This window comes from Trueperaceae bacterium (assembly GCA_023954415.1).
GTDB lineage: Bacteria > Deinococcota > Deinococci > Deinococcales > Trueperaceae > JAAYYF01.
This window is the reverse complement of the sequence record JAMLIB010000009.1, coordinates 38,811-65,654: the sequence shown is the minus strand read 5'-3', so window position 1 is coordinate 65,654 and position 26,844 is coordinate 38,811. Positions and strand designations below refer to the sequence as shown.

Below are 26,844 nucleotides of genomic sequence, written 5' to 3'. Positions count from 1 at the left end.
CGGCGGGCGGCTGCCGCCCGCCGACCCATCCCACCGCAGGCGAAGGAGATGATAACCGCCGCCGGCGCCACGACCCGACCCCTGTTAGCCTGGGCCCGTGCCGACAGCAGCCAAGCCTCGCCCGAGACGAGAGGCCGTGATGGCGGTCGTACAGCCCGCGGCGAACGCGGTCGTGCGCCTGCTCGCGCGCACGCGCCTCGAGCCGTGGCACGTCGTCGCCGGGCACACGCTCCTCGGCTTCCTCGCCGCCGGCCTCGTGGCGACGTCGCACCCGGGCAACTGGCTCGCCGCGGCGGTGCTCCTGCAGGTGAAGACCGTGCTAGACAACGCCGACGGCGGCCTGGCCAGAGCGACAGGACGCGTCACCGAGTTCGGGCGCTACCTCGACACCGTCTGCGACCTCGCCGTCAACGTGGCGCTCTTCGCGGCGCTGGCGGCGCGCGGCGCAGCGTTGGGCAGCGCGGCGGCCCTCGTGATCGTCACACTCGCGTTGAGCGCCGACTTCGGTGCCCAGAAACGCTACGAGGAGGTGAGGGGGCTCCGAGCCCGAGCGACGCCGGCAGCGAGGGGCCGGCGCGACCCCTGGTACCTGGCGGTCGTGCGCCGCGTCTACCTGATCGTCCTTGCCCCTCAGGACCGCGCCTTCGAGGCCGCTGACGCCGCTCTGTTCCGGCTCGCGGGCGGCACACCGTGGGCCGCCGCCACCGCGGAACAGCGGCAGCGTTGGGCCGACCTCTTCTCCACCGGCGCGCTCGTCAACCTCGGCCTGAGCACCCAGTACCTGGCGCTCGGGGTGGCCCTCGCGCTCGGCATGCCCTACGCTTACGTCGTGATCTGCTGGTGTCAGTTGCCGTACCTCCTTGGCGTCCAGGCCCTGAGGGTCGCGCGTTACCGCGCGGCGGGGCGCCCGTGAGCGAGTCCGGACCCGAGGGGGCCACGCGCCGTCCCGCGCGCGGCGCCCGGCACGGGCGCCCCGCCGCGCTCGTCACGGGCTCCGCCAAGGGGATCGGCAAGGCGATCGCGCTGGCGCTGGCCGCGGACGGTTACGACGTGATGATCCATTACCGCAGGAGCCGCGCGGAAGCCGACGGCGTGGTCGAGGCGGCCACCGCCCTCGGAGCCCACGCAGTCGCGGCGCAAGCGGACGTCACCGACGAGGCCGAGGCGCGCGGGCTCGTCGACGCCGCTCACTCCCTCTTCGGACGCCTCGACGCGCTCGTCAACAACGTGGGCAACTACCACCAGGGCCCTCTCGCGGACCTCTCCGGCGAGGTCTGGCGCGAGATGTTCGCGAGCAACCTCGACGCCACCTTCTACACGTGCCAGCGGGCCGTGCCGTACTTGCGGCTCGCCCCGAACGGCGGCAGGATCGTCAACCTGGGCTACGCGGGCGCCGAGCTCATCAAGGCCCGCCCGAGCATCGCGGCCTACGGGATAGCCAAGACCGGCGTCATCCTCTACTCGAAGGCCCTCGCCCTCGCCGAGGCGAAGAACGGCATCACGGTCAACGTGGTGAGCCCGGGCGTCATCGAGAACAGCGTCACCAAGCCGCTGCACGAGCTGCCGATGGACAGGGTCGGCCGGCTGGACGAGGTGGTCGGCGCGGTCAGGTACTTCCTGAGCCCGGCGGCCGACTACGTGACCGGTACGACTCTCGAGGTCGCGGGAGCCTGGAACGTGTGACATGAGCGCCAAGAAGCGGGCCGACCCACTGCAGCCGTCGCTCTTCGGAGCGGACGTCGGGCCGGACGCGCCCGCCGCCGAGGGCGCTGGAACGGGCGGCGGCCGCGCGCCAGGCCGCCCCCGCCTGGTCCTGGTCGACGGTCACGGCCTCGCCTACCGCGCCTACTTCGCGATCCGCCAGCTCTCCACGTCCGCCGGCATGCCGACGAACGCAGTCTACGGTTTCATGCGGGCCATCCTCGACCTGCTCAGGGCCCAAGAACCCGCCGACGGGCTCATCGTGGCGTTCGACGCGCCCGCCCCGACGTTCCGCAAGGCGCGCTACGCGGAGTACAAGGCCCACCGGCCCAAGGCGCCGGACGACTTCCCGCTCCAGCTCAACGCCATCAGGTCGCTCCTGGACCTCATCGGCGTGCAGCGGGTCGAGACCCCCGGCCTCGAGGCCGACGACCTGATCGGCTCCCTCGCCGTGCGCGCCGCGCGCGCCGGGTGGCTCGTGGAGATAGTCACGAGCGACCGCGACGCCATGCAGCTCGTGAGCGACGACGTCACCGTCGTGAGCCCGGACGGGAAGCAGCGCATGGACCCAGCTGCCGTCGTGGACAAGTACGGCGTGACCCCCGCTCAGTGGGTGGACTACCGGGCCCTCACCGGCGACTCCTCCGACAACATCCCGGGCGTGAAGGGTATCGGCCCCATCGCCGCCCGCAAGCTCCTCGAGCTCTACGGCGACCTGGACGCGCTGCTCGCGAACCTGGGCTCCCTGCCGAGCAAGGCCCAGGCGACCGCCATCAGCGAGGGCCTAGAGGCCCTGGAGCTCTCGCGCGAGCTGTCGCGCATCGTCACGGACGCCGAGGTCGCGCTTCAGGTGGTGCCCGCCGGCGAGCGGCGCATGCAGCGCCAGGAGCTGACGGCCGCCCTACAGCAGTTGGAGTTCGGCAGCCTGCTCTTCGAGCTGGGCCTCAGCGAACGGACGGCGTACGAGCGGGCCCCCTGGGACGAGGTCGCCGCCGACCTCGATGTCGACGCCGGCGTCGAAGCTCACTGGGCGTACGGCTACCTCCTCAGCGACGTCCGTCCGACGGCCGCCCGGGTCACGGACCTGGCGCTCGCCGCCGCCGGTCGGGTGGCGGAGGCGCAGGCCGGTGCCGGCGTCGCCGAGCGCGTGGCGGGCCTCGGGGTGGTCAACGCGGCCGACGCCAAGGCGCTGGTCGTGGCGTCCCGGTTGGCCGGCGCGGAGGCGGTCGCGGGCGACGACCCGCTGCTCATGGCCTACCTCCTCGACTCGGCCGGCGCCAGTGCCGAGACGCTGGCGCGGCGCCTCGGGGTCGGCGAGTGGGGCGTTGGCGCCCGCGACCACGCCGCCGTGAGCGCGGAGCTCGTCAAGGCCCTCGGATCGCGCCTGCAGGGCAGGCAACGCGAGGTGTACGAGAGGATAGAACGCCCGCTCCAGGACGTGCTGGCCGACATGGAGGTGGCGGGCATCCTCCTGGACCTGCCGCTCCTGGCGGACATGTCGGCCGAGGCCGCCGCCGAGCTGGCGGTCCTGGAGGCGCGGCTCGGCGCCATCGCCGGAACGGGCGGCTTCAACGTGGCCTCGCGCGACCAGGTGGCCTGGCTCCTCTTCGAGAAGCTCGGCCTTCGCGCCGGGCACCGGACGGCGACGGGCAAGCAGAGCACGGCCGTGGGAGCCATCGAGCCCCTCAGGGGTCAGCACGAGGCGGTGGACCTGATACTCGAGCACCGCGAGGTGGCCAAGCTCAAGGGCACTTACCTTGACCCCCTGCCGGCGCTCGCGGACGGTGAGGGGCGCGTGCATACGACCTTCGAGCAGGCCGTCGTCGCCACCGGGCGCCTCTCCAGCGTCAACCCCAACCTCCAGAACGTGCCCGTGCGCACGGCGCGCGGGCGGGAGGTACGCCGCGCGTTCATCGCGGGCGAGGGGCGGACGCTCCTCGTGGCGGACTACTCGCAGATCGAGCTACGGATGCTCGCACACATAGCGGAGGAGCCCGCGCTCATCGAAGCCTTCATGACCGGCGAGGACATCCACAGGAGCACTGCGGCGAACGTCTACGCCGTCGAGCCCGACGCCGTCACGTCGGACATGCGCAGGGTGGCGAAGGTCATCAACTTCGGCGTCCTCTACGGCATGTCGGCGCAACGGCTCAGCCGGGAGCTCGAGATCGCCTACGATCGGGCCGAAGCCTTCATCGCGACCTACTTCCAGCGCTACCCGCGCGTGCGCGCCTACATCGACGGCACGCTCGCCTCCGCCAGGGCCACCGGCTACGTCGAGACGATCATGGGACGCAGGCGCGCCGTGCCGGACCTGTTGAGCCCCAACCGCAGCGTGCGGGAAGGGGCGGAGCGCGTGGCCTACAACATGCCCATCCAAGGCAGCGCCGCCGACGTCATGAAGCTGGCCATGCTCGAGCTCGCGCCCGCGCTGGCCGGTTTCGGCGGGCGTTTGCTGCTCCAGGTCCACGACGAGGTGGTCGCCGAGGTGCCGTCGGAACGCGCCCGCGAGGCGGCGGCGGTCGTGCGCGACATCATGGCCGGCGTCATCGACCTGAAGGTGCCGCTCGTCGCGGACGTCGGCCTTGGCGCGAACTGGCTGGACGCCAAGTAGCCCAGCCGCGGCGCGGTTCGGCGGGCGCGCAACGGACGTCGCAGCCCAGCGTCGGCGCGGTTCGCCCTCTAGTGCAAACGACCGCGCGGGGGACACGCCACCCGATGAAGGATCGAGAAAGAGCGCCGTGAGAGCGACTGGGTATCATTGCCCCCATGTCTGACCGGCGTTACTTCGGCACCGACGGCGTTCGTGGGGTCGCCGGCATCCACCCAATGACCGCGACCTTCGCGCTGCGCCTCGGCATGGCCCTGGCGGAGACGGTGCGCGCGCGTACGGGCGACAGGCCCCGCCTCCTCATCGGCATGGACACGCGCCGCTCCGGCCTCATGCTGGCCCACGCGGCCGCAGCCGGCATGACGGCCCGCGGCGCCGACGTCACATGGCTCGGCGTGCTGCCCACCCCGGGCGTGTCCTTCCTGACCCGCGCCCTCGGCGCCGACGCCGGCCTCATGGTGTCGGCGAGCCACAACCCCTTCGACGACAACGGCCTCAAGCTCTTCAACCGCGACGGCGAGAAGCTCTCCGACGAGGTCGAGGCCCGCCTCGAGGAGCTGGTCGAGGGCCTCGCAGCAGACGACGGGGCGGCCCTCGCCCGGGTCGTCGGCGACGGCGTCGGCAGCGTGAGCGTGGCGAAGCCGTGGGACGGGAACGGCGCCTCGCCCGGCAGCAAGGCGGGGCCGCTCGACCTCTACGTCAAGCACCTGCTCGACAACGCGCCGTACCTGGACGGCATGCGCCTCGTCGTCGACTGCGCCCATGGCGCCAGCCACCTGATCGCCCCGCAACTGTTCGCGAAGCTCGGCGCACGGCTCGAGGTCATCAACGCCGAGCCGGACGGGTCGAACATCAACGTCGGCTGCGGCTCGACGCACCCGGACGCCCTGGCGCGGCACGTGGTCGCGGGGGGGTTCGAGGTCGGCGTGACGTTCGACGGCGACGCCGATCGCGCCCTGCTCGTCGACTCGAAAGGGCGAGTCGTGACGGGCGATCATATGTTGGCCATCACCGCGCTGTCGCGCGGGGAACCCGGGCTCGTGGCCACCCAGATGAGCAACCTCGGGACGGAGACGTTCTTGAAGGAGCGCGGCGTCGTGATGCACCGGGCCAAGGTGGGCGACCGCTACGTCTTCGAGGAGCTCAAGAAGCACGGCCTCAAGCTGGGCGGCGAGCAGTCCGGTCACCTGCTCTTCCTGGACAAGGCGCCGACGGGCGACGGCATGCTGACCGCCCTCATGACCCTCGCCGCGGTGCGCAAGTCCGGCAAGCCGCTCGAGGCGTGGATGGACGAGATCCCCGTGTACCCGCAGGTACTGAAGAACGTCGCGGTGACGCCCGGCACCCGGGACCGCGTGGCGGCGGCGCCCGTCGTGGCCGCTGCCGTGACCGCGGCCGAGACGGAGCTCGGCGCCGGTGGGCGCATCCTGCTCAGGCCGAGCGGCACGGAGCCCCTCGTGCGCGTGATGGTCGAGGGCTCGGACCGCGACCAGGTCGAGCGCCTGGCCGATCAGGTGGTCGCGGCGGTCAGGAGCGCCACGACCGTTGGCGCCGACGCGTAGGCCCGAGTCTCGCGCCACTCGGCGCTCGAACGTTAAGGCTCCGCCCCGCGCGGTGCCGTGTAACTCATGCCCATCTCCGTTCCCACTCACCCCGAGCCCCCATCCTTAGGCAGCGGCGCACTGACCCGCCCGGACGCTGACGGCCGAGGCCGGAGCCCCGCCAGAGGAAGGGAGAACCAGGATGAAGGAACGACTAGCCAGCCCCCGCCCTGTCGACCGCCTCACCCGACTGACGACCGGCGCTCTGCTGCTCGGAGCGCTGACCCTCGCGACGCTCGCCTTAGCCCAAGCGGTCGCGCCGACGGCCAGCCTGGCGGTGGCCACCGCCGAAGACGGCGCCACCTACGTGGTGGACGCCGAAGGCCGCTCGCTCTACCTCTTCCTGAACGACACGAGCAACGTGAGCAACTGTAGCGACGCCTGCGCCGCGAACTGGCCACCCGTCCTGGTGGCCGACGCGCAGGCCCTGCCGACCGTCTCCGACGAGTTCGACGCTGCGTTGCTCGGCACCGCGGAGCGTGCCGACGGCACCCTTCAGCTCACGTACAACGGCTGGCCGCTCTACTACTTCCGCGGCGACCAGCTGCCTGGCGACACGACCGGGCAGGGCGCCAACGACGTGTGGTTCCTGGTCACCCCGCAGGGCACGGGTCTTGGTCGCGCCGCCGACCAGCCGGGCGGCGCCGAGGCCCCTATGCAGTAACAGGGTTCGGCGGGCTTTCCGCCCTAAGCCTACGCCGCCTGCCGAGGTCCACGAGGCGGCCGGCCGGGCAGCAGCCAGCCCAGCGGAAGTAGCAGAGGCGCCCGTCGTATCACGGGCGCCTCTACCTTTGCGTTCGGGAAGGGTGCGCGGCCGGACTCCCGACGCTTGCGGGGCGCGAGCCGGTCGCCGGCACGGGTCTCCAGTCCTGGCCGCCGGTTCCTACAGCCCGAGCTGCCCCTAGGCCAGGACCTGATCGGGGCCTTGCGTGGTGCCGGGGATCTTGAGGACCTGGCCGACGCGGATCTTGTTGGGGTCCGCGATGCCGTTGGCCTCGGCGATCTTCATGTAGCTCGTGCGGCCGGCGCTGCCGTAGTACTTGAGGGCGATGTGCGAGAGCGTGTCGCCGGATTTCACGGTGTAGACGACGTCGCCGTCCTTGTCCGTGACGTTGAGCTCGGAGGCGTGCGCGATGACCTGGAGGCCGGAGACGTCCACGCCCGTCACGCCGGGGACCGCGAGCGCGATGGCGCGCGCCTTGTCGAACTCGCCCTGATCGTCAACCGCGCCGCGCAGCACGACGGTGCTGCCCTTCTGGAGGACGTCGAGCGGGTTGTTCTGCAGGCTGGGCTCCTGTTTGATACCGGCCAACGCGGCCTTGGCCAACGCGCTCGGGTCAACCGCGGGCTGCGCCGCACCGGCGGAGCCGCCAGGGGCTGGCGACGCCATGGTGCCGGTAGACACCACGGCGCCCGCCTGCGCCTGGGCACCGGCCGCTTGGGCCTCCTCCGCCACCGTTATGCCGGTCAGGTCCACGTCCTCGATGCCGTTGATGCCGGTGGCCATGGCCTTGAGGAGGTTCTTGTACCGCTCGTTCGGGACCTGGCCGGAGATGAAGGCGACCTTGTCCTTGACACTCACCTTCAAGCCGAGCTTGGCGGTGAGCTCCTGGTCCTTGATGGCGTCCTCTACCCGACCTTGCGCGTTCTTACCGAATGGCCACATGTGGTTCCCCTTCCGTTCCCGCCGAGCACCCGAAGCATGGGGCCGCGGCGTTGGCGCTTCAAACACCCGACTGTAGCAAGACGGAAAGCCGCGAGGCACGCTGGTCGACACGACGACCCGTCGCGGCGGCCACGCAAGACAGCGGCCCGCGACGCCACCGTCGCGGACCGGACCGCCTCTATCTCGGTCGGTGCTCGGGGCAGTCGACGCGCAGGTCCTCGTTCCGTAGCGGGATCTCGAGGAGCGCACACCAGTACGGTGCCGACCCGGCGAAGGTAGCTTCCTGGAGCGCGCTTCCCCCACGCAGGAACCGGCAGGTCCGGCACATTCGCGCCACTGTCACGACCCCGTCGTCATGCAGCCGTTCGATCAGCGCCGTGAGCCCGTCGAAGACGGCGTAACGCACCGCGGGGGCGAGGTCGGCCACGTGCCTCGTCACGCCGTCGGCCCACCCTTCCGCGGCGCGCTTCACGCCCTCTCCCCGCTCCGTCAGCGCGAGCAGCACGGTGCGGCGGTCCTGGCCCGCGCGGCGCTCCACGAGCCCTTTCGCCGTCAGCGACGCGACGGCGTCGCTCACCGTCGGGGCGGTCACGTCGAAGCGTTCGGCCAGCGCGCCGACCTGCTCGTCGGCGGCGCGCTGGCCGATCTGGATGAGTAGTTGCAGTTGGATGGGGCTGAGGCCGTGCTTCCTCGCCTCGGCGCGCAGCAGCCCACGCAGGGCCGTGCCGAGGCGCTCGAGGGCCGCGACGACCTTGGCGTTCAGGTCCGAGTGCTGGTCATCCAGGTCGAAGGTTCCGGGCACCGTCGTCGTGATGGTACCTCTACCCCCTGACCCGCGCCCAAGCTCAGCGGACGGTGACCTGGTACGGCAGGCTGAGGTCGCCGGAGAGCACGTCGTACACGGCGTACACGCCGAGCATGGGCCGGCCTTCGTCGCTCGTGTTCACTTGCAGGTAGGCGGCCACGGCGTCGAAGCCGAACTCGGTCCGCCCCCTCACCCTCTGCGCCGGCACGAGGACGCGCAGGTGCGGGCCGTCGACGACTACCGAGAACCCCGGCGAGTCGAGGTACATGGGCATACCTGCGTTGGTCGGCGGGAGCGTAGCGCCGGAACCGGGCTCGAACTCGACGGCCGACAACCCGCCGGCCACGCGGTCGTCCGGCGCCAGCACGACCCAGTGGGTGTGGAAGACCCAGCCGTCGTTGGCGTAGTCGTAGTCGCCGTCCTCGTCCCACAACGGGGTGTCGTCGAAGTCCGGGTGGACGGTGACGGCCAACGTGAGCACGCCGTCCACGGCGCCGAAGCCGACCGCGGTCGCAGGCAGCGTCGTCGGGAAGGCGTAGGCGAGGACGGGCGCGCCGTCGACCTGCCCGCGGGCCGCCGGTGTCGTTCCCCCCGCGGCGCCGGCCACCTCGACCTCGAACACGAGCAGGTCCAGGTCCTCGAGGTACGTCACAGACGCCGTTTGCAGGTCTAGGTCGGGCGTCATGGCCAGGGGCTCCGGGGCGACCTGGGCGGCCGCAGGGCCTGCGACCACGAGCAGGAACGCCAGCAGTAGCGACTTGGCGGTCAGGGACGAACGGACGGATGTGGGCATGGAGTCCTCCAATCAATTAGGACTCCTAATTATTATCAGCGAAGGAAACGCTCACGTGTCGTGGACTACCGAACCCCAGCCTCCGGCGCACGCGCGGAACCGGGCGACATCCCGCGTACCTAGCGAAGGCGCCGCCAGCCGACCCTAGGGGCCCTGGTCCTCCTGGAGCTCACCGGAGACGCCGAGGGCCTCGTCGGCCAGTTGCGCCAAGGCGTGGCCAGGCGGGTGCGCGTCATGCACCGGATGCGCCAACTCGTCCTGAGGCATGCGGGCCGCGAAGATGGCGATCACGGCCAGCACGGGCGGCACCAACGCCGCCACGGCGAACGTAGTGGTCATGCCGAGGCGTTCGCCGACGGGGCCGGCGAGCGCCATCGAGACGGGCATCAGCGCGAGGGAGACGAAGAAGTCGAGGCTCGAGACGCGGCCGAGCAGCTCCGGCGGCACCCTGCGCTGGAGCAACGTGCCCCAGATGACGTTGGCGCCGGACGTCACCGCCCCGATCACGAACATCGTCGCGAGGAGGGGCCAGAGGCTCGTCACGAAGCCGACCACGAGGAGGGGCAGGCTCCCGAGGCCCCAGAGGAGCACCATGACCGTGAGGTACCGGCGCGGCAGCCGCCAGGAGGCCATGAGCAGCGAGCCCACCCCGCCGCCCACCCCGTACGCGGCCAGCGTGGCCGCGAACGCCCCTGCGTCGCCGCCGAGGCGGCCCTGCACGATGAACGGCAGGAGGACCTGGATGGGTCCCATGATGACGAGCAGCATGACGCACGCGAAGAGCAGGGTCGCCAGGATCCACGGGGTCCTGACCATGTACAGGAGGCCGTCGCGGATGTCCGTCAGAGCCGCGACGAGCGGGTTGCCGCCTGAGGCGACGTCACGCCGGACGGACGTCCGCTTGAGCGAGAGGAGCCCGACGGCGGCCAGGAGCTGGAAGAGCGCCACGCCGAGGAGGGCGTGGGCCGGTGAGCTGACGGCTATGAGCACCCCGGCGAGCGCCGGCCCGCCGGCCGCCTGGATCGCGGGGCGCAACATGCCCTCGAGCCCGTTGGCGGCCAGCAGCTGCTGCGGCGGCAGGATGGCGGGCAGCAGGGCGGAGTAGGCCGGGTAGAAGAACGCGTCGGCCACACCGAGGACGAGCGCCGCCACGACGAGGTAGCGGACCTCGAGGTTGCCGGTCAGGGCGAGCACGGCCACGGTGCCGACGACGAGCGACTTGCAGAACTCGACCGTGAAGAGGATGCGCTTCTGGGGCACGCGGTCCGCGACGGCGCCGCCGATGAGCACGGCGCCGAGGATGCCGACCGCCCCGGCCGCGGCGACGGCGGAGAGCTGGGTGGGCCCGCCGCCCAGGGCGATGACCTCCCAGACCATGGCGACCGCCCACACGCCCGAGCCGAAGAGCGACGCCACCAGGGCGCCGGCGAGCAAGCGGTACTGGCCCGTCTCGAACGGACGCAAAGCCCTGGGGAGTGAACGGGTACCGAGCATGTTCACCCAATGTAGCGGACCGCGGGAGTGGACCGTCCCGCTCGGGCCGGCGGGCGCTCCTTCACCGCACATCCGGGCGCACCCACCGGGGCGCACCCACCCGGGCGCACCCACCTGAGCGCGGCCACCCGGGCGAACGACCCGCCGCCGAACCGCGCGGCCGGAGCGCGCCGCGTTAGCCTAGGCCCGTGACCGAGAAGCTGACCGCAGCCGAGGCGAGGCGCATCTTCCTCGCCGCCCAAGGCCTGGCGCGCAAGCGCTCAGGCCCCGCCAGCCGGAAGCGCATGCGCGACTACTTGAACCGCCAGGGCGTGCTGCAGCTCGACAGCGTGAACGTCCTGGCGCGCGCTCACTACCTACCCCTCTACTCGCGTCACGGCGCTTACGACACGGCCAAGCTCGACGAGTACCTCTGGTCGTCCGGCGAGACGTTCGAGCACTGGGGTCACGAGGCGTCCGTCATGCCGCGCGACCTCCTGCCGGCGCTGCGCCACCGCATGGAGCACTTCGACGAGCGGTGGCGCCGCTACTTAGAGAAGGCGCAGAAGGACGGCCGCTGGGAGCTCATCGCCGCGGTAGAGCGCGAACTGCACGAGAAGGGGCCGTTGACGAGCGCCGACCTCGCCCACCTCGAGGAGGAGCCGCGCCGCAACCGCGGGAGCTGGTGGGACTGGAGCGCCACGAAGGACGCCCTGGAGTATCTGTTCATGACCGGCAGGGCCGCCGTGGCCGGGCGGCCGAACTTCCAGAGGCTGTACGCCACCCCCGCGCACGTGTGGGGAGACGCCGCCCACGCGCCGGGCCTGCCGAAACTGCAGGCCCTGCAGGAGCTCTTCGACCGCGCGCTCCGCGCCGACTGGATCGGCACGGTCGGCGACCTCGGCGACCACTTCCGCATCAAGCCGACCGTCGCCAAACCGCTGGCCGCCTCGGCGGTCGAGCGCGGGCTCGCGCGCTGGGTGCGCGTGGAGGGGTGGAAGGAGCCCGCCCTCCTGGCCTCCGTAGCGCTGGACCCCGGCCGCGCGACGGGCGCCGCGCTCCTCTCCCCCTTCGACCCGGCGTGCTGGTACCGCGACAGGCTCGAACGGATGTTCGGCATGGAGTACCGCATCGAGATCTACACGCCGGCCCCGAAGCGCAAGTACGGCTACTACACGCTCCCGTTCCTGCTCGGCGACCAGATGGTCGGGCGCGTGGACCTGAAGGCCGACCGCAAGGCGGGCGCCCTCGTCGTGAAAGCCGCCTGGGCGGAGGAGGCGCCGGCACCCGGCGCCAAGCGGCGCGCCCCCGGAGCCGTCGCCGAAGCCCTGGCGAGCGAGCTACGGACCATGGCCGACTGGTTGACGCTCTCCGACGTCGAGGTCGAGCCCGTCGGCACCCTGGCGGGCGAGTTGGCGTCGTCCGTCGGCCGAGCGCACCCGGCCCCGCGGTAGCCTGGCGGGCATGACCAGACTGAAGGTGTGCATCGCGGGGGCGACGGGTTGGGCCGGTTCCGCCCTCTCATGGGGCGTGGCCGCGACCACGGACCTGGAGCTCGTCTCCGCCGTGTCGCGCTCCGCGGCAGGCGGACCGGTGGGAGCGGCGCTCGGTGACCAGACCCTGACCGCCCCGGTGTTCGCCACGGCCGAGGAGGCGCTGGACGCGCGGCCGTGCGACGTGTTCGTCGAGTACACGAAGCCTCAGGTCGCCAAGGCCAACGTCCTCGCCGCCCTACGCCACGGCGCCTACGTGGTGGTCGGCACTTCGGGGCTGACGGATCACGACTACGCCGACATCGACGTTGCGGCCAGGCAGGCGGGCAGGGGCGTGCTCGCATGCGGCAACTTCGCCCTCACGGTCGTCCTGCTCCTCAAGTTCGCCGAAGCCGCAGCCAAGCACATCCCGCACTGGGAGATCATCGACTACGCGAGCGCCGGCAAGCGCGACGCGCCGAGCGGTACGGCGCGGGAGCTCGCCAGCCGGCTGGGCGCCGTGGGCGAGCAGGAGCTCGAGGTCCCGATCGCCGAGACCGTCGGGGAGCGCGCCGCGCGCGGCGCGACCCTGGGTGGGGCGCAGGTGCACGCCGTGCGCCTGCCCGGCTATCGGCTGGGTGCGGAGGTCGTGTTCGGCCTGCCCGACCAGCGTCTCACCATCCGCCACGATGCCGGGGCCTCCGCCGAGCCGTACGTGGACGGCGCGCTCCTTGCCATCCGCAAGGTCGGCGCGCTGACCGGTCTGCATAGGGGGCTCGACGCCGTTCTGGAGCTATGAGCGCGTCAGCAGGTCTCGGTACTGCCGTTCCGTCTCGGCGGTCGGCTGCACCCCCAACTCGGACCTGAGCAGCTCGACCAACCGCCGGTAGGTCTGCTCGACGCCGATCAGGTCACCGAGCGCCTTCTGCGCGCGCATGGAGAGCAGGTGGGCGCGTTCGTCGAGCGGATCGAGCTGCGCGTAGCGCGAGGCAACGCCGCGCGCTTCCTGCGCCCGCCCCGTGGCTAGGAGGAGCTCGCCGAGCCGGTGCAGGGCGTTGGCGACCGCTTCGGTCAGGCGCATGCGCAGGGGGGTGACCCACGCGTAGTCGAGCCCCGCGAGGATCTCGCCCCGCACCATGGCGACGGCCTGGCTGAGCAGGTCTATCTGCCTGGCGACCGGCGCCTCGCGCGCCTGGGAAGCGAGGCTCTCGAAGCGGTCCACGTCGACGTCGAAGCGCGCAGTGTCCAGCCGGTAGCGGCCCGCCTCGACGAGCACGAAGCGCGTAGTGTCCTCCGGACCGCGCTGGAGCGCCTTCCTCAGGCGGTAGAGGGCCGTATGCAGGGCGGTCTTCGCCCTTGTCGGCTCGTCCGGCCATAGGTCGGCCAGCGCCCCCTCCAGGGTGACGGTCTCGTCCCTGCGCGCCACCAGGTAAGCGAGTAGGTCGCGCGCCTTGCCGGAGGTGAAGGCCCGCGCCGGCAGCGCCTCGCCGTTGACGAGCACACGCAGCTCGCCGAGGAACTGGACCTCCACGTCCGCATGGCCGACATCGTCACCCTCGACGTGCGCCGTCGCCGCCCCGTCCCCGACGCGCCGCTTTCCCAGCGCGGCCGTCACCCGCTCGACGAATGGGTCGAACGGCCGGTCGGGTCCGACGGCGGCCAGCACGCGCTCCGCGCGCTGCCCCTGGTCGACCACGAGACGCCAGGCGTGGCTGGGGGCCAGCATGCCGAACGCGCGCTCGGCCTGGGCGACGCCGGCGGACTCGCCCCGCTCGAGCGCGATGTAGGCGAGGCCGAAGTACACGAGCGCGAGCGGGATCCGGTACTGCCGCTCCTCGCCGATCTCGACCAACTCCTCGTAGATGCGCTTCGCCTCGTCCAACCGGCCCGCGCTCAGGTGCGTGTCGGCCAGCACGCTGCGGCAGACGTAGACCTCGTAGCCGACGGGCCCGCCGTCGAACGCCCACAGCGCCTCGCTCGCCACCTGCGCCGACTCCGCCAGGCGGCCCTGGAGCTCCAGCACGTGCGCGAGGTAACCGGCGGCCATGACGCGGTCGTAGCTGGCGCCGTCGATCTCGTCGGCCAGGGCGATAGCCGAGCGCAGGAGCGCCTCGGCGCGGTCCAGCTCGCCGGCGCGCGTGTAGACGTTGCCGAGCACCGCGTACGCGGCCGGGATGCGCTCCTTGGCCTCGTGCCGCTGGAAGGTGGCCAGCGCCTGCTCGGCGTGGCGCCGCGCCACCCGGTGGTCGTGCGTGTAGAGGGTCGGGCTGGCGAGGGCGAGGCGTACCTCCGCGGCGTGCAGACCGTCGGCGGCGCGCAGGCCGCCGACGTCGTCTAGGTCGGCCAACGCCTCCTCCAGGTACCCCACGGCGGCGGCGACATCGCCCTGCCACCAGCAGATCTGCCCGAGCGAGCCGAGCATCGACGCCCTGAGCCGCCTGTCGACGCCTGGCCGGGGGGCGGACGCCAACTCCTCGACGGCCTCCTCGGCCACTTGGCGCCCTACGAGCATCCCTTCCGCGTGGCACCGGCAGCGCGCGAGCTCCATCAGCGCGGTCGCGCGCGCCTCCGTCGCCGCCGTGCCGGCACCGGCCGCGGCGACCGCCTGCCGCGCCCACTCCGCACCGCGGCGGTAATCGCCTTGGGAGCGCGCGATGATGGCCAGCTCCGTGAGCGCCGCGCCCGTGGACGGTGAGGCGCGCGTCTCCCCCACGCGCCTCAGCACCGCGCTGGCCTCATGCAGCTTGCCGCGCTGCCTGAGCACCCGTCCCAACAGCAGACGCAGCTCGGGGGAGGCTTCCACCTCCTCGCCCAGCCGGAGCAGCCAGCGGTGCAGCGCTTCGCCGCGCCTCTGTACTTCCTCGACGCCGGCGCGTGGTACGCCATCCCGACGTACCTGAGCGGTTTCGAGTACAACATCAACTACCCGTTCGCGACGTTCTTCTACCCGATCCGCCTAGCGGATTGACTCTCCGCCTCGAGAGCAAGGCCTACCGCCGTTCACACGGCGGTAGGCCGCTGAACTAGCCCCGGTCGCCCTCGGCCGCCGGCTTCACTGGAACCCCGTGGAACTGCTCAAGTTCATCACCCGTCGCCTCGTGTTCTCCCTCCTCGTGCTCGCCGGGGTGGCTACGATCGTCTTCGCCCTGACACGGATCATCCCGTCCGATCCGGCCGCCTTGTACTTGGGGCCGCGAGCCCGTCCCGCCGAGATCGCCGACATCCAGAAGCGGTTCGGCTTCGACCGGCCGATCGTCGAGCAGTACGGTCAGTACATGCGCGGGCTCGCCAGGGGCGACCTGGGCAACTCGCTCGCCACCAAGCGGCCCGTCACGCAGGAGCTCGGCTCGCGCATCGCAGCCACGCTGGAGCTGATGCTCGCCGCCATGGTCCTGGCCGTCGGCATAGGCGTACCCTTGGGAGTCATCTCCACCCGGTTGCGCGGGAGCCTCGGCGAGGCCGTCGTGCGCGTCACCTCCGTGATCGGGGTCTCCTTGCCGGCCTTCTGGCTCGGCCTGCTCCTGCAACTCGTTTTCGTGCACGTCCTAGGCTGGTTCCCGTCCGCCGGACGGGTGGACGCCGGCCTGCGGTTCGTGGCGCCCATCACGAACGTCACGGGGCTCAACCTCCTCGACACGCTTCTGACCGGCAACCTCACCGCCTTCCGCGACGCGTTGGCTCACATCGTGCTGCCGGCCGTGACGTTGGCCGCCTACCCGATCGGGCTCGTGACGCGCATGACGCGCGCCGCCATGCTCGAGGTGCTGTCGCAGGACTACATCCGCACTGCGCGCGCCTACGGGGTGGCCGAGAGGCGGGTGCTCGGGCGCTTCGCGCTGCGCAACGCCATCGGTCCGACGCTCACCGTCATCGGGCTCACCATGGCGTTCATGCTCACCGGGACGTTCTACGTCGAGGTCATCTACGCCTGGCCCGGCCTCGGCTCGTTCACCGTGAGGTCGTTCCTCAACGTTGACTACCCCGCCATCCTCGGCATGACGCTGTTCGGCGCCGCCGGCTACGTCCTGGTCAACCTCGTCGTCGACGCCAGTCAGGCGTTCCTCGATCCGCGCGTGAGGGTGGCGTGAAGCGCGGCGGCTCCGGCATCACCGGCGCCGGCTGGCGCATGTTCGCCGGCGGGCTGGCCGTCGGCCAGACGGGCGGTCGCGAGCCTGGCGAGGCCGCGCACGACGACCTCGCGCCGCCGCGCAGCACGTGGCAGCGTGCGCTCTCGGTTCTCAAGCGTGACCCGCTCGCCGTCTTCGGCATCTGCTGCGTCGCCCTGCTCATCGTGGTGGCGGCGTTCGCGCCCAAGCTGGCGCCCTACCCGGCCATGGGCGAGGGGCGCTCGTCCGTCTCGACCCGCATCTCGGCACCGTCCAAGGAGTTCGTGCTCGGCACGGACCGGCTCGGGCGTGACGTGCTGAGCCGCATCATCTACGGCGTGCGGCCCGCCCTGATCGCTCCGCTCATCGTCGTGCTCCTGGCCGTGGCCATCGGGGCGCCGCTCGGCGCCATCGCCGGCCTGGCGGGAGGCTGGGTCGACGAGGCGATCATGCGCGTCTGCGACCTCTTCCTCGCCTTCCCCTCCCTCCTCCTGGCCATGGCCATCGTCGCGCTCCAAGGCCCGAGCCTCACCAACGCCGTCATCGCGCTGGCCGTCTCCTGGTGGCCGTGGTACACGCGTCTCGTGCGCGGGGTGGCGCTCTCGCTGCGCCACCAGGCGTTCGTCGAGGCGGCCAGGGCGCTCGGCGCGAGCACGCCGAAGATCATGTTGCGGCATATCCTCCCCAACTCCGTCACCCCGATCCTCGTGCAGGCCTCCCTCGACGTCGGCACGGTGATCCTCGCCACAACCGGCCTCGCCTTCATCGGGCTCGGCAGCCAACCGCCGGCGGCGGACTGGGGCCTGATGATCGAGGACGGTCGCGCCTTATTGCGCACGGCCTGGTGGACGAGCACCTTCCCCGGCCTCGCCATCTTCCTGTCCGTGCTGAGCTTCAACCTCGTCGGAGACGCGCTGCGCGACCTCTTCGACCCCAAGGAGTACAGATGAGACCTCATTCGACCGGGGCCGCCTCGTGAGCCGGCCGTTCGGTTTGGCCGCAGTGCAGATGGCCGTCGAGCCGTGGGACCCGTCGGCCACCATCGCCAAGATGGCCGTCGTGGCGCAGCGCATCGTCCACTCCTTCCCGTGGGTGGACATGCTCGTCTTCCCCGAGTTGGCCGCCTCCGGGGTCGCGCAGTTCGGGCGCCTACCCAGCCGCGAGGAGTACGCGCTCTGCCGCGCGCCCATCCCCGGACCGCTCACCGACGAGCTGTGCGTGCTCGCCAAGCGCCTGGGCCGCTGGCTCGTGCCGGGGTCGCTCTACGAGACGGAGGGCGACGCCTGTTACAACACGGCCGTCGCCATCTCGCCGGCCGGCGAGATCGTCGCGCGTTACCGCAAGCTGTTCCCCTGGTACCCGTTCGAGGCCGAGGCGAAGGCCGGCAGCGAGTACGGCGTCTTCGACGTGCCCGGCGTCGGGCGCTTCGGCCTCTCCATCTGCTACGACATGTGGTTCCCGGAAACGGTACGGACGCTCGCCTGGATGGGCGCAGAGGTCATCCTCCACCCCACCCTTACGACCACGCAGGACCGCGAGCTCGAGACGGTGCTGAGCCGCGCCCACGCCATCACGAACCAGGTGTACTTCCTCGACGTCAACGCGGTCGGCGCCTGGGGCGGCGGACGCTCGCTGCTCGTCGGCCCGGAGGGGCTCGTCTTGCACCAGGCCGGCGAGCGCGAGACGTTCTTCGTGCACCGCATCGACCTCGACGACGTGGCCCGCGCCCGCGAGACGGGAACCTTGGGCATCGCCCAGACGTGGAAGCAGCTCCGCGACTACGGCATGCGTTTCCCGCCGTACCAGGAAGGGTTCGAGCGCGGCGAGGTGTTCAAGGGCCTCGGCGAACTGAAGCTGACGGGGCGCTGACGGGGGCGCGGCCTGCGGGCGGGCGGTCATCGCCTTCGGGCTGCCGAACACGATGCTCGTAGCGATCGGCGACGACGGGGCGCTGTGGGTGGCGTCATCCGGACCGGCGGACCCCGCGACCATCGCTCGCTTCGCGAACCCGGGCAGCGGCGCCGGCGGTGGGGCTACCGCCGCAGCCGGATGACCTCGCGCCGCGAGTGGTCGTCGATGTACTGGAACCATTCGAGCAGGGTGAGCGGGCCGAGGTCCTTGTGGGTCACGACGGCTTCGGGGTTCACGCCGCTGCGCGCGAACTCCCGCGCGCTGGCTATGCTCGCCTCGCGCGCGCCGGCGAAGCCGTTCTGCAGCTCGGCGAGCGTCGCGCCTTCCGGCAGCCTGAAGGGGCGGTACGACCGTGGGGTGGGAGGGTCCTCCCAGCTCTGCGCGTTGCTCAGGCTCCAACGCTCGATGCCGAGCCAGTGGTTGATGACCTCCCTGTTGCCGGGCGTGTCCTTGGCCGCCAGAACCCGCGGCATCAGGTAGTCACGCGAGGCGACGAGCTGTTCGGCCAGCCGTTCGAACGTCTTGCCCTTGGCCTTACTCTTCACGCGGGGCCGCAAGGCCGCCCCGATCAACCGCTGCATGAGGCTCATACGCCGGGAGTGTACTCGCCGCCGCGCTGCACCGGAACGCACCGCACGACAGGGACGTGGCAGACTTGAAGCGTGACGGCACCTTCGGACGAGCTTTCGAGCCAAGCGACAACCGGTCGTGAGGCGGCGGCCACCGGGGTCGACGCGCAGGCCGCGCGCTCCGTGGTCGATGCCGAGGCGGCCCCTGGGATCGACGCACAGGTAACGGCCCCTTCCGAGGCCGGCCCCGTCCTCCTCTTCGACGGCGTCTGCAACCTCTGCAACGCGGCCGTTAGCTTCGTGATCGACCGCGACCCGCAGGGCAAGGTGCGCTTCGCCGCGCTGCAGTCGGACGTGGGCGTGGCGCTGCTCGCCCGCTACGCGGCGCAGCTCCCGCACGGCTCGCTGCCGGAGCGCGCGAACGACGACCCGCCGACCGTCTTCCTGATCGAGGGCGGCCGCATCTACGACCGCTCCACCGCCGTGCTGCGACTCCTCAAGCACCTGAACGGGCTCTGGCCCGTGCTGAGCGTGTACGTCGTCCTGCCGGTGGGGCTGCGCGACGCCGTATACGACTTCGTCGCGAAGCGCCGCTACCGGTGGTTCGGCCGCAAGGACTCCTGTCGGCTGCCCACCCCCGACGAGGCGCGGCGGTTCCTCGGCTGAGTGTCTGGCCCCGGAACGCGCGTTCCCCGCGACTACCGAACCGTTCGCGCCGGACTGCCCGGGCACGCACGTTCCCCGGCCACCCGCAGGCAAGTTCCGTGGCCGCCCCCGTCACGGCATAATGGTCCAGCTATGCGAGCCAATAGAGCCTCCCTTACCGCGCCACGTAGCGCCCCGAGACGCTCCCGCCCCACCCTCCGCGCCTCACGCCTGGCGCTCGTCTGGCTGGTGCTGGGCTTCGCCGCCTGCGCCCTCGCGCAACCGTTCTTCCTGCCGACCGGCGACGAGGTCTACAACACCGGCGACCCGCGCGTGCGGGCAGACGCCCACGGCGGCCTCCACCTCGTCTACCCCCTCGTCGCCGCCGCCGGCGCCGTGTACGCCTACTGCCCGCCCGGCTGCGGCAGCGCCGAGGAGATGTGGACCGTCGTGTTCGAGACGGGCGAGGCCGGCGCCGTCGGCAACGCCCTCGTCGCGCTCGACGGCGCCGGCAGGCCGAGGCTCCTGCTCGCCACGCACGACTCCGTCTTCTACGCCGAATGCAGCGGCGACTGCCGCGACGACCGCGCGTGGTCGCTCGCCAACGTCTACACGCATGACGGCGGCTGGGAGCTGACGGGCGAGGCGTTCGCGCTCGACCCCGACGGCCACCCGCGCTTCCTCATGCACGCGGAGCAGACCTACCTCGGGCTCTTCGCCCCCGACCCCGGCACGCTGTTCTTCGCCTGCGACGCGAGCTGCCTCGACCCCGCCAGCTGGCGACGCGGGCTGATCAGCGAGCAGAGCTGGCTCGAGCCCACGTTCGTGTACGACCCGAGCGGTGTGGCGCACGTCGCGGCGGTCATCACCGTCGAGGGCGCCGACCTCGTCGCCTACCTGAGGTGCGAGGCCGACTGCGGCTCCGAGGAGGTCGACAACTGGCCGGGCATCGGCCTCGGCCACGCGTTCTTCGACCGCTACGTCGAGGAGATCCAGCCGTCCGTCAGCCTGGCGGTCACGGCCGCGGGCGGGGCGCGCCTCGCGTTCCTTGGCCAGAACGACGGCGAGCGCTTCCTCGCGTACTTCGAGTGCGACGCGGACTGCACGGCCGCCGAAGGCGAGGCTTGGACGGCCATCGCCCTCGTCTCGGGTGAGCCGGCGCTGCGGCTGGGAGACGGTCTCCAGCTCGTCCTCACGGCCGCCGAGCACCCCAGGCTCGTGTACACGCACGGCTCCAACATCTACCTCGGCACGTGCGACAACGACTGCGTCGGCCGCTCCGGGTCGGACGACTGGGGCGCGGTCACCGTGGAGACGGGCGAGGACCTCCCGGCGGACGACATCTTCCTCTACCGCGGCTGCAACGTGGGCTACTGGTTCTTCAGGCAGCCGGCCGTGGCCGTCACCCCCGTAGGCGAGGCGCTCATCGCTTACCGCGCCGAGGACATCAGCGCGGGCTGGACGCCGTCGGCCGCCGACCCGACGGTCAGGGGCTGCGCCGCCGGGGTGGACATGACCTTGGGCAGGCTGGCGCGGGTTCCGGGCGACTGAGCGTGCGAACAGGTCCCGTGCTCTGGCTCCACGAGCTCACGGGCGACGAGAGCGGTTGGCTCGCATGGGACCTGAGGTACATGGGGTTCGCCACGCGCGCCGACCTGCTCGCGGTCCTAGCCGCGCTTCCCGGCCCACGCCGCCGCACCAACGAGCCCGGCCGCCGCGCCGAGCTCTGCCGCCAGCACCGGGGTCCGCAGTGCCTCGTCTACGCCGAGGAAGGCGACCTCGAGCGCCGCCCGAAACGCGGGGTTCAGTCCGACGCCGCCGCCCAGGACGATCACCTCGGGGTCCACGACGTACTTCACGTCCACCAGCGCCGCCGCGAGGGCCGCCGCCGCGCCTTCCAGGAGGCCGCGCGCCCACGGCTGCCGTTCATCGGCGGCGGCCACGATCTCACGGGCGGTGGCGGCGTGGCCGAACTCCGCCGCCCTGCGCTCCAGCGCGGTGCCAGACGTCATCCGCTCGAGCACGCCGCCACCCATGTGGCCCAGGTGGCCGGCGAGGCCGGTCGCCCCCTGCCAGAGCCGGTCGCCGACGACGAAGCCGCCCCCGACCCCGGTGGACACCGTGACGAAGAAGGACGAGCCGCGCCCGCGCCCGGCGCCGTGCAGGGCCTCACCGTAGGCCGCGGCCTGCGCGTCGTTCAGGGCCACGACGGGCAGGCCAAGGGCGGGCAGGTCGAGGGCGCGTTCCAACCGCTCCACGAGCGGGAAGTCGTCCCAACCGGGCAGCAGGTCGCGGCTGACGGCCCGCACCTTGCCGGCGCGGACCAAGCCCGCGCAAGCCACGCCCAGGGCCACCGGGGCCTCGGCGGCGCGCGCGAGGAGGCTGGTCGCGGCGACTCCGAGCGCCGCGACGACCGCCTCCGGACCGTCGTTGGCAGGGGTGCTCGCCAGCTCCTGGTCGACGACCTCCGCCCCACGCACGAGCGCGACTGCCAGCTTGGTGCCGCCGACGTCCATGGCGAGTACGGGGGCTTGCGCCACGCTTCACATGCTCCTGTCCGCGACGACCTGGGCCGTGCGCCGCACGCCCTCCTTGAACTCGTCGTCCGCTTCCGCCATGAGCCGCACGAGCCCCTCAAGCACTAGGAGCTGGCCGATCTTGGCGAAGACGTCGCCGCCCGTGAGCGGCGACTCGGGGGGCGAGGCGAACAGGCTGCGGTCGGCCACCTTGGCGAGAGGGCTCTTGAGCCTGTTCGTGACGGCGACGGTGAAGGCGCCCGCCGCCTTGGCGACCTTGACGGCCTGGAGCGTGTCGATGGTGGAGCCCGAGCTGGAGATGCCGATGGCGACGGACGTCGGCGAGAGGTTGGAGGCGCTCATGGAGCCCAGGTGCATGTCCGTGTACGCCTGGGCCGTCAGCCCGAAGCGCAGGAGCTTGTAAGCGAAGTACTGCGCCACGACCCCGGAGGCGCCGACCCCGTAGACGTCGATACGCGTCGCGGCGGCCAGGCGCTCGGCCACGGTCTCGAAGACGTCTTGCTCGAAGAGCGTCGCGGTCTCGGCGAGCGTGCCGGCGGCGTGGTGCGCGAGCTTGGCCATGAGGTTCGTCTCGCCGTTGGGCTCGAAGGTGCGGCTCGGCGTGCCCGACTCGACGGCCAGGGTCAGCTTGAACTCCTGGAACCCGGAGAAGCCGAGGTCCTGACAGAAGCGGATGATGCTGCCCTCGCTGCTGCGCGCCGCCTCGGCGAGTTCGGTGACGCTGTGGTAGATGACCGCGTCGGGGTGCTCGAGCACGTACTCGGCCACGCGCCGCAGCACTGGGCTGAGGTCGGGGAGCGAGGCGCGGAGCTTGGTCAACAGGCGCGACATGAAGCAGTCGATGCGTGCAGCCCTGGGCGGGAGGTCCGACCCTTGACAGAGCTACCCTCCACACCTAGCATGCCATAACGAGTGTGGCTCAATATCAAGTTCACGAATTTTGAGCCCTGCTCAATCCGGGATGCGGCGGCCGGCTACGGTAGGCGGTCGGTCGACACCCACCAGGAGGACCGCATGCAACTCCAGTCGATCAGGCTCCTAACCGCGGCGCTCGCGCTCTCCGCGGCGCTCGCCTTCGCGCAGTCGGCGGACTTCGACGTCGCCGCAGGCAAGCTCGTCACGTCCAGCCGCCCGGCCGCCGAGGCGTACCCGGACGGGGACGGCCTCAAGCTCACGGACGGCGCCTACGCCTTCTCGTGGGCCGACATGGTCGGTTTCGAGGGCGTCGAGCCCGTCGCCTTGACCGTCGACCTCGGCGCCGTCTACGACTCGATCAGCTACGTGGCCCTCAAGGTCATGCGCTCGGACGGCTCCGCCGTCGGCCTCCCGACCGCCATCGTGTCAGTCTCCGAGGACGGCCTCCTGTGGGAGGACCTCGGCCTGGCCAACGTCGCGTTGGAAGGCGAGATCGCCAACGACACGGTAGGCACGCTCGTCTGGGCCGACGAGGCGTGGGCGGGCTACGGTCAGTTCGTGCGCGTCGAGCTGCTCCCCACGGCCGGCTGGGCGATGGTGGCCGAGCTCGAGGTCGGCAACGGCTCGATCCCGCTCGACCGTCTCCCCGCCGGCTCTGCGAACGCGCCCGCCACGGCGGAGGCCGTGAACGTGGCCCTTGGCAAGACCTACTCCCTCCAGCCCGCGGCCTCGGAGGCCTACCCCGACCCGGACGGGGGCAAGCTGACCGACGGTTCATACGCGTACGCGTGGGGCGACATGGTCGGCATCGCCGACGCCACGTTCAGCCCGGTCGTCGTGGTCGACCTCGGTGAGCACGTCGACGGCATCACCCGCGTCGCCGGGCTGTTCATGCGCTCGTTCGCCTCCGCGGTCAACCTGCCGTACAGCATCCTCGTGTCCGTGTCGGACGACGGCGAGAACTTCGAGGTCGTGGGCCTCGCCGCCAAGACCGCCCCCTCCCCCGCGATGAACGAGCTCATCAACTCCGTCTACTGGCAGGACCTGCAAGAGCCCGTCGGCGGCCGCTACGTCAAGCTCCAGATCCGCCACCGTACCGGATGGATCATGCTCGCCGAGGTCGTCGTGCAGACCGGGGCCGCAGTGCCGGAGGTACAGGAAGCGGCTGAGTAGATGACCAAGCGCAGACAGCTGCGTGACGCCGTGCTCGCCGGGGCCATCGCCCTGGCGAGCACGGCGTTCGCCCAGACGAGGCCCGTTCTCACCGGTACGTTCGTGCAGCTCAACTACCAGCTCGCCACGCTCGGCGAGGACGGGTGGCGCGCGGAGCTGGAGCACATGCGTTCGGTCGGCTTCGACACGCTGATCGTGCAGTACGCCCGCTACGGCGAGGTGAGCTACTTCCCGACGATCGCCGCCATCCCGGGCGCGCCCCCGCCGGCGGCGGCCCTGCCGCCCAACGAGTCCATCGCCACTCTCGCCTGGCAGGCAGACGCGCCGGCCAAGGCGACGCACCTGCGCATCCTCGTCACGCCCAACAGCAAGGAGTGGACGATGATCCCCGAGGTCCGCGTGCTGGACCAGGGCCGCGACGTGGTGGCCGGCCGCGGCTACGTGCTCACGCCCGGTCCGTCCGGCACCTACCTCGACCCGGACGCCGCGACGGGCGGGAAGCTCACGGACGGGAGCGCCAACTTCGCCTGGTCCGACATGGTCGGCTGGCAGTCGCCTGGCGGCGAGATCGTCGTCGACTTCGACCTGGGCGAGCCGACGGCCTTCGACCGGGTGGAGGTACAGTTCATGCGCTCCGACGTCTCGGCCGTCGAGCTGCCCGCCGCCGTCGCCGTCGCCGTCTCCGGCGACGGCTCGCGCTACCTGAACCTCGGCCAGCCCGCCGGCTGGAACGCCGGCACGACCGCGGGGACCGACATGGGGACGTGGGACCCCATCGGCGAGCTGCTCGCCGCCGCAGAGGGCGCGGGCTTCCGGGTGTGGCTCGGCCTCGCCCTCGACCCGGCCTACTGGGAAGGCAAGTTCGACCCGACCGCCTCCTCCGCCAGCAACACGGCGCTCATGCTGGAGCTGGAGAGGCTCTACGGCGCCTCGCCGGCACTGGTCGGCTACTACCTGCCCGAGGAGATCGACGACAGGAGCTTCGTGACGCCCGCGGCCCACGAGGCCATGACGACCTACCTCGCCGCCATGGCCGATGCCGCCCACACCCAGGTCGGCCGCCCGGTGATGGTGGCGCCATACTTCGGCATGCGGCCGGACGGTGCGGCGTACGCGGCCTGGTGGGACACCACCCTCGCGCAGGCAGATCTCGACGTCATCGCCATGCAAGACGGCGTCGGCACGCGGCGGACGACCGTGGCGGAGGGCGTGCCCGTCTACCGCGCCCTCAAGGCCGTCACGGACGCGCACGGCGTGGAGCTCTGGTCCGACCTGGAGGTCTTCGAGCAGACCCACGGCTGGCCGGTCGACGACCTCGCCTGGCAGGCCACGAGCGCGAAGATGGCGACGGTGAGGAGCCAACTCGAGCTGGAGGCGCCCTTCGTCGCGAAGTTCGTGGCGTTCGCCTTCCCCGACCACATGAGCCCGCGCGCCGGGGGAGCGGCTGCCCAGCTCTACCAGGACTACCTGGCGTACCTGAAGGAGCTCGACCCGTGAGGAGCGTGACCATGCTGCCCGCCAGCTGCCCCACCCGCCGGCCACTCCGAGACCGCTTCGCCAGCGCCTGGCTCGCGCTGCTCGGCGCCCTCTTCCTCTCCGCAGCGTCCGCCCAGACCGAGATCACGTTCTGGCAGGCCTGGGGCGGCTCCGAGGGGCAGGCCTTGCAGGCGCTCGTCGACGAGTTCAACGCCAGCCAGTCCGAGGTGAGGGTGCGTTCTTCGTTCGTGCCCATCGGCGACGGCGAGCGCATCCTCGCCTCCTTGGCCGGCGGCGCGCCCGCCGACCTCGTGACCGTCTGGGACTGGATGGTCGTCCCCCTCGGCTACGGCGGCGCGTTGGCGGACCTCACGGCCGACCTGAGCGCCGCGGGCGTCGGCCCGGAGGACTACCTGCCCGGCATCTGGGAGTACGGCGCCTACCAGGGCGCCAAGTACGGCATTCCGACCACCATCAACGTCTACGCCTTCATGTGGAACAAGGACGTCTTCGCCGCGGCCGGCCTCGACCCTGAGGCGCCCCCACGCACCATCGCGGAGCTCGACGCCCTCACCGAGCAGCTCACGACCGTCGACGCACGCGGCAACATGCGCCGCCTGGGGTTCTACCCGAACGTCACGGCCATCTACTGCTACGCCTTCGGCGGGCAGCTCTACGACCCGGAGACGCTCGAGGTCACCCTCGACCACCCTGGGAACGTTGCCGCCTTCGAATGGCTCGCGGCGTTCTACGAGAAGTACGACATCGCGAAGATCCGCCGCTTCCAGGCGGGGTGGGGCGACATGGCCAGCCCGTTCAACCCCTTCTACCGCGGGCAGATCGCCATGCAGGAGGGCGGCCAGTGGGAGGTCGCGTTCACGCGCGAGTACGCCCTCGACCTGAACTGGGGGGTAACGAACTTCCCGGCGCCCGAAGGGGGCCGGGACGACGTCACGCCCGTGCAGAGCTCCTTCTGGGTGATACCGGCCCAGGCGACGCACAAGGCCGAGGCCACGCGCTTCCTCCTCTGGCTGAGCGCGCCCGAGCAGTCCGCGCGCTTCGCGGCCGCGCTCGCCAACATCCCGCCGCGGCGCGACGCGCTGGCCATGCCCGTCTTCGCCGACACCATCACGCCGCACATGCAGACGTACATCGACATGCTGCTGACCGGCTACGTCTACACGCCGCCCGGCCTCCCCGTCGGCCTGTACCTGAGCGACCAACTCAACCAGGCTCTCGCCGCCGTCCAGGACGGCACGGTGTCGGCCCGCGAGGCGCTCGAGACGGCCCAGCGCAACGTGCAACGCGAACTGGAGAAGTACCGCTGATGAACCCCTCCCTCGCCAGAGGCGCCGGCGCCGTCCGGCCGGTCGGACGCGCGCCCACGCCG

Annotated in this window: 24 protein-coding genes; 16 read left to right on the top strand and 8 right to left on the bottom strand. The window is 71.6% G+C overall.

The genetic code is table 11. The features are described from left to right. The first annotated feature begins 139 nt into the window (after positions 1 to 139). The 5 genes from M9914_11640 (at position 140) to M9914_11620 (ending at position 6,577) form a co-directional block, all read left to right on the top strand. Positions 140 to 913, top strand: coding sequence for a CDP-alcohol phosphatidyltransferase family protein (locus M9914_11640; GenBank protein ID MCO5174829.1), 774 nt, complete (start codon positions 140 to 142; stop codon positions 911 to 913). Then, positions 910 to 1,683 (top strand): bifunctional dihydropteridine reductase/dihydrofolate reductase TmpR, encoded by a 774-nt coding sequence (tmpR, locus tag M9914_11635; GenBank protein MCO5174828.1) that lies wholly within the window; start codon positions 910 to 912, stop codon positions 1,681 to 1,683. The genes M9914_11640 and tmpR overlap by 4 nt, the downstream gene beginning before the upstream one ends. A gap of 1 nt (position 1,684) precedes the next feature. Next, on the top strand, positions 1,685 to 4,315 hold the full coding sequence (gene polA, locus M9914_11630) for a DNA polymerase I (GenBank protein MCO5174827.1): 2,631 nt from the start codon (positions 1,685 to 1,687) through the stop codon (positions 4,313 to 4,315). A gap of 155 nt (positions 4,316 to 4,470) precedes the next feature. Beyond that, positions 4,471 to 5,874, top strand: a complete 1,404-nt coding sequence (gene glmM / locus M9914_11625; protein MCO5174826.1) for a phosphoglucosamine mutase — start codon at positions 4,471 to 4,473, stop codon at positions 5,872 to 5,874. 181 nt (positions 5,875 to 6,055) lie between these two features. Continuing rightward, positions 6,056 to 6,577 carry a hypothetical protein gene (locus M9914_11620; protein ID MCO5174825.1) on the top strand — a complete coding sequence of 174 codons (522 nt, stop codon included), beginning with the start codon at positions 6,056 to 6,058 and terminating at the stop codon, positions 6,575 to 6,577. A 237-nt stretch (positions 6,578 to 6,814) separates the two neighbouring features. On the opposite strand, the gene M9914_11615 is transcribed toward M9914_11620, so the two are convergent. The 4 genes from M9914_11615 to M9914_11600 all read right to left on the bottom strand — a co-directional run bounded on the left by M9914_11615 (position 6,815) and on the right by M9914_11600 (position 10,671). Beyond that, the gene (locus M9914_11615; protein MCO5174824.1) at positions 6,815 to 7,579 is read right to left on the bottom strand and encodes a LysM peptidoglycan-binding domain-containing protein; all 765 of its coding nucleotides are present in this window, start codon (positions 7,577 to 7,579) and stop codon (positions 6,815 to 6,817) included. A 178-nt stretch (positions 7,580 to 7,757) separates the two neighbouring features. Further along, on the bottom strand, positions 7,758 to 8,381 hold the full coding sequence (locus M9914_11610) for a MarR family transcriptional regulator (protein ID MCO5174823.1): 624 nt from the start codon (positions 8,379 to 8,381) through the stop codon (positions 7,758 to 7,760). A 43-nt stretch (positions 8,382 to 8,424) separates the two neighbouring features. Further along, positions 8,425 to 9,177, bottom strand: a complete 753-nt coding sequence (locus M9914_11605) for a hypothetical protein (GenBank protein ID MCO5174822.1) — start codon at positions 9,175 to 9,177, stop codon at positions 8,425 to 8,427. Between the two features lie 144 nt (positions 9,178 to 9,321). Beyond that, positions 9,322 to 10,671, bottom strand: coding sequence for an MFS transporter (locus M9914_11600; GenBank protein MCO5174821.1), 1,350 nt, complete (start codon positions 10,669 to 10,671; stop codon positions 9,322 to 9,324). Between the two features lie 188 nt (positions 10,672 to 10,859). On the opposite strand from M9914_11600, the gene M9914_11595 reads away from it, so the two are divergent. Both M9914_11595 and dapB read left to right on the top strand, forming a co-directional pair. Next, on the top strand, positions 10,860 to 12,104 hold the full coding sequence (locus M9914_11595) for a winged helix DNA-binding domain-containing protein (GenBank protein ID MCO5174820.1): 1,245 nt from the start codon (positions 10,860 to 10,862) through the stop codon (positions 12,102 to 12,104). Between the two features lie 10 nt (positions 12,105 to 12,114). Beyond that, the gene (dapB, locus tag M9914_11590) at positions 12,115 to 12,921 is read left to right on the top strand and encodes a 4-hydroxy-tetrahydrodipicolinate reductase (protein ID MCO5174819.1); all 807 of its coding nucleotides are present in this window, start codon (positions 12,115 to 12,117) and stop codon (positions 12,919 to 12,921) included. Here dapB and M9914_11585 read toward each other — a convergent pair. Further along, entirely contained in the window at positions 12,916 to 14,925 is a 2,010-nt protein-coding gene (locus tag M9914_11585) for a tetratricopeptide repeat protein (protein ID MCO5174818.1), read from the bottom strand. The genes dapB and M9914_11585 overlap by 6 nt on opposite strands. Positions 14,926 to 14,952: 27 nt before the next feature. On the opposite strand from M9914_11585, the gene M9914_11580 reads away from it, so the two are divergent. From M9914_11580 to M9914_11565, 4 genes are all read left to right on the top strand, one after another. After that, positions 14,953 to 15,090 (top strand): hypothetical protein, encoded by a 138-nt coding sequence (locus M9914_11580; protein MCO5174817.1) that lies wholly within the window; start codon positions 14,953 to 14,955, stop codon positions 15,088 to 15,090. A gap of 97 nt (positions 15,091 to 15,187) precedes the next feature. Further along, complete coding sequence (locus tag M9914_11575; GenBank protein ID MCO5174816.1) at positions 15,188 to 16,210, top strand: ABC transporter permease; 1,023 nt, start codon at positions 15,188 to 15,190, stop codon at positions 16,208 to 16,210. Further along, positions 16,207 to 17,178, top strand: coding sequence for an ABC transporter permease (locus M9914_11570; GenBank protein ID MCO5174815.1), 972 nt, complete (start codon positions 16,207 to 16,209; stop codon positions 17,176 to 17,178). The genes M9914_11575 and M9914_11570 overlap by 4 nt, the downstream gene beginning before the upstream one ends. Positions 17,179 to 17,203: 25 nt before the next feature. Beyond that, entirely contained in the window at positions 17,204 to 18,097 is an 894-nt protein-coding gene (locus M9914_11565; GenBank protein MCO5174814.1) for a carbon-nitrogen hydrolase family protein, read from the top strand. Positions 18,098 to 18,261: 164 nt separating this feature from the next. Here the strand turns inward: M9914_11565 and M9914_11560 are convergent, their stop codons facing one another. Continuing rightward, positions 18,262 to 18,729: a hypothetical protein gene (locus M9914_11560; GenBank protein MCO5174813.1), complete on the bottom strand. Its 468-nt coding sequence runs from the start codon at positions 18,727 to 18,729 to the stop codon at positions 18,262 to 18,264. Between the two features lie 72 nt (positions 18,730 to 18,801). Here M9914_11560 and M9914_11555 point away from each other — a divergent pair, with 72 nt between their 5' ends. Together M9914_11555 and M9914_11550 are read left to right on the top strand one after the other, a co-directional pair. After that, on the top strand, positions 18,802 to 19,374 hold the full coding sequence (locus M9914_11555; protein ID MCO5174812.1) for a thiol-disulfide oxidoreductase DCC family protein: 573 nt from the start codon (positions 18,802 to 18,804) through the stop codon (positions 19,372 to 19,374). 132 nt (positions 19,375 to 19,506) lie between these two features. Next, on the top strand, positions 19,507 to 20,904 hold the full coding sequence (locus M9914_11550) for a hypothetical protein (GenBank protein MCO5174811.1): 1,398 nt from the start codon (positions 19,507 to 19,509) through the stop codon (positions 20,902 to 20,904). Between the two features lie 116 nt (positions 20,905 to 21,020). Here the strand turns inward: M9914_11550 and M9914_11545 are convergent, their stop codons facing one another. Beyond that, positions 21,021 to 21,893: an ROK family protein gene (locus M9914_11545; GenBank protein MCO5174810.1), complete on the bottom strand. Its 873-nt coding sequence runs from the start codon at positions 21,891 to 21,893 to the stop codon at positions 21,021 to 21,023. 3 nt (positions 21,894 to 21,896) lie between these two features. Beyond that, positions 21,897 to 22,721 carry a MurR/RpiR family transcriptional regulator gene (locus M9914_11540; GenBank protein ID MCO5174809.1) on the bottom strand — a complete coding sequence of 275 codons (825 nt, stop codon included), beginning with the start codon at positions 22,719 to 22,721 and terminating at the stop codon, positions 21,897 to 21,899. 183 nt (positions 22,722 to 22,904) lie between these two features. On the opposite strand from M9914_11540, the gene M9914_11535 reads away from it, so the two are divergent. The 3 genes from M9914_11535 to M9914_11525 are packed head-to-tail and all read left to right on the top strand — an operon-like array spanning position 22,905 to position 26,782. Beyond that, positions 22,905 to 23,978 (top strand): discoidin domain-containing protein, encoded by a 1,074-nt coding sequence (locus M9914_11535; protein MCO5174808.1) that lies wholly within the window; start codon positions 22,905 to 22,907, stop codon positions 23,976 to 23,978. Then, positions 23,979 to 25,475 (top strand): DUF4434 domain-containing protein, encoded by a 1,497-nt coding sequence (locus M9914_11530; protein MCO5174807.1) that lies wholly within the window; start codon positions 23,979 to 23,981, stop codon positions 25,473 to 25,475. Further along, entirely contained in the window at positions 25,472 to 26,782 is a 1,311-nt protein-coding gene (locus M9914_11525; GenBank protein ID MCO5174806.1) for an ABC transporter substrate-binding protein, read from the top strand. Before M9914_11530 ends, M9914_11525 begins: the two co-directional genes overlap by 4 nt. The last annotated feature ends 62 nt before the right edge of the window (positions 26,783 to 26,844 follow it).

Excerpts from the sequence above, each read along its gene's own strand:
- M9914_11640 (MCO5174829.1), top strand. The coding sequence starts at position 140 with ATGGCGGTCGTACAGCCCGCGGCGAACGCGGTCGTGCGCCTGCTCGCG.
- polA (MCO5174827.1), top strand. The coding sequence starts at position 1,685 with ATGAGCGCCAAGAAGCGGGCCGACCCACTGCAGCCGTCGCTCTTCGGA.
- glmM (MCO5174826.1), top strand. The coding sequence starts at position 4,471 with ATGTCTGACCGGCGTTACTTCGGCACCGACGGCGTTCGTGGGGTCGCC.
- M9914_11620 (MCO5174825.1), top strand. The coding sequence starts at position 6,056 with ATGAAGGAACGACTAGCCAGCCCCCGCCCTGTCGACCGCCTCACCCGA.
- M9914_11615 (MCO5174824.1), bottom strand. The coding sequence starts at position 7,579 with ATGTGGCCATTCGGTAAGAACGCGCAAGGTCGGGTAGAGGACGCCATC.
- M9914_11605 (MCO5174822.1), bottom strand. The coding sequence starts at position 9,177 with ATGCCCACATCCGTCCGTTCGTCCCTGACCGCCAAGTCGCTACTGCTG.
- M9914_11600 (MCO5174821.1), bottom strand. The coding sequence starts at position 10,671 with ATGCTCGGTACCCGTTCACTCCCCAGGGCTTTGCGTCCGTTCGAGACG.
- dapB (MCO5174819.1), top strand. The coding sequence starts at position 12,115 with ATGACCAGACTGAAGGTGTGCATCGCGGGGGCGACGGGTTGGGCCGGT.
- M9914_11560 (MCO5174813.1), bottom strand. The coding sequence starts at position 18,729 with ATGAGCCTCATGCAGCGGTTGATCGGGGCGGCCTTGCGGCCCCGCGTG.
- M9914_11550 (MCO5174811.1), top strand. The coding sequence starts at position 19,507 with ATGCGAGCCAATAGAGCCTCCCTTACCGCGCCACGTAGCGCCCCGAGA.
- M9914_11540 (MCO5174809.1), bottom strand. The coding sequence starts at position 22,721 with ATGTCGCGCCTGTTGACCAAGCTCCGCGCCTCGCTCCCCGACCTCAGC.
- M9914_11535 (MCO5174808.1), top strand. The coding sequence starts at position 22,905 with ATGCAACTCCAGTCGATCAGGCTCCTAACCGCGGCGCTCGCGCTCTCC.
- M9914_11530 (MCO5174807.1), top strand. The coding sequence starts at position 23,979 with ATGACCAAGCGCAGACAGCTGCGTGACGCCGTGCTCGCCGGGGCCATC.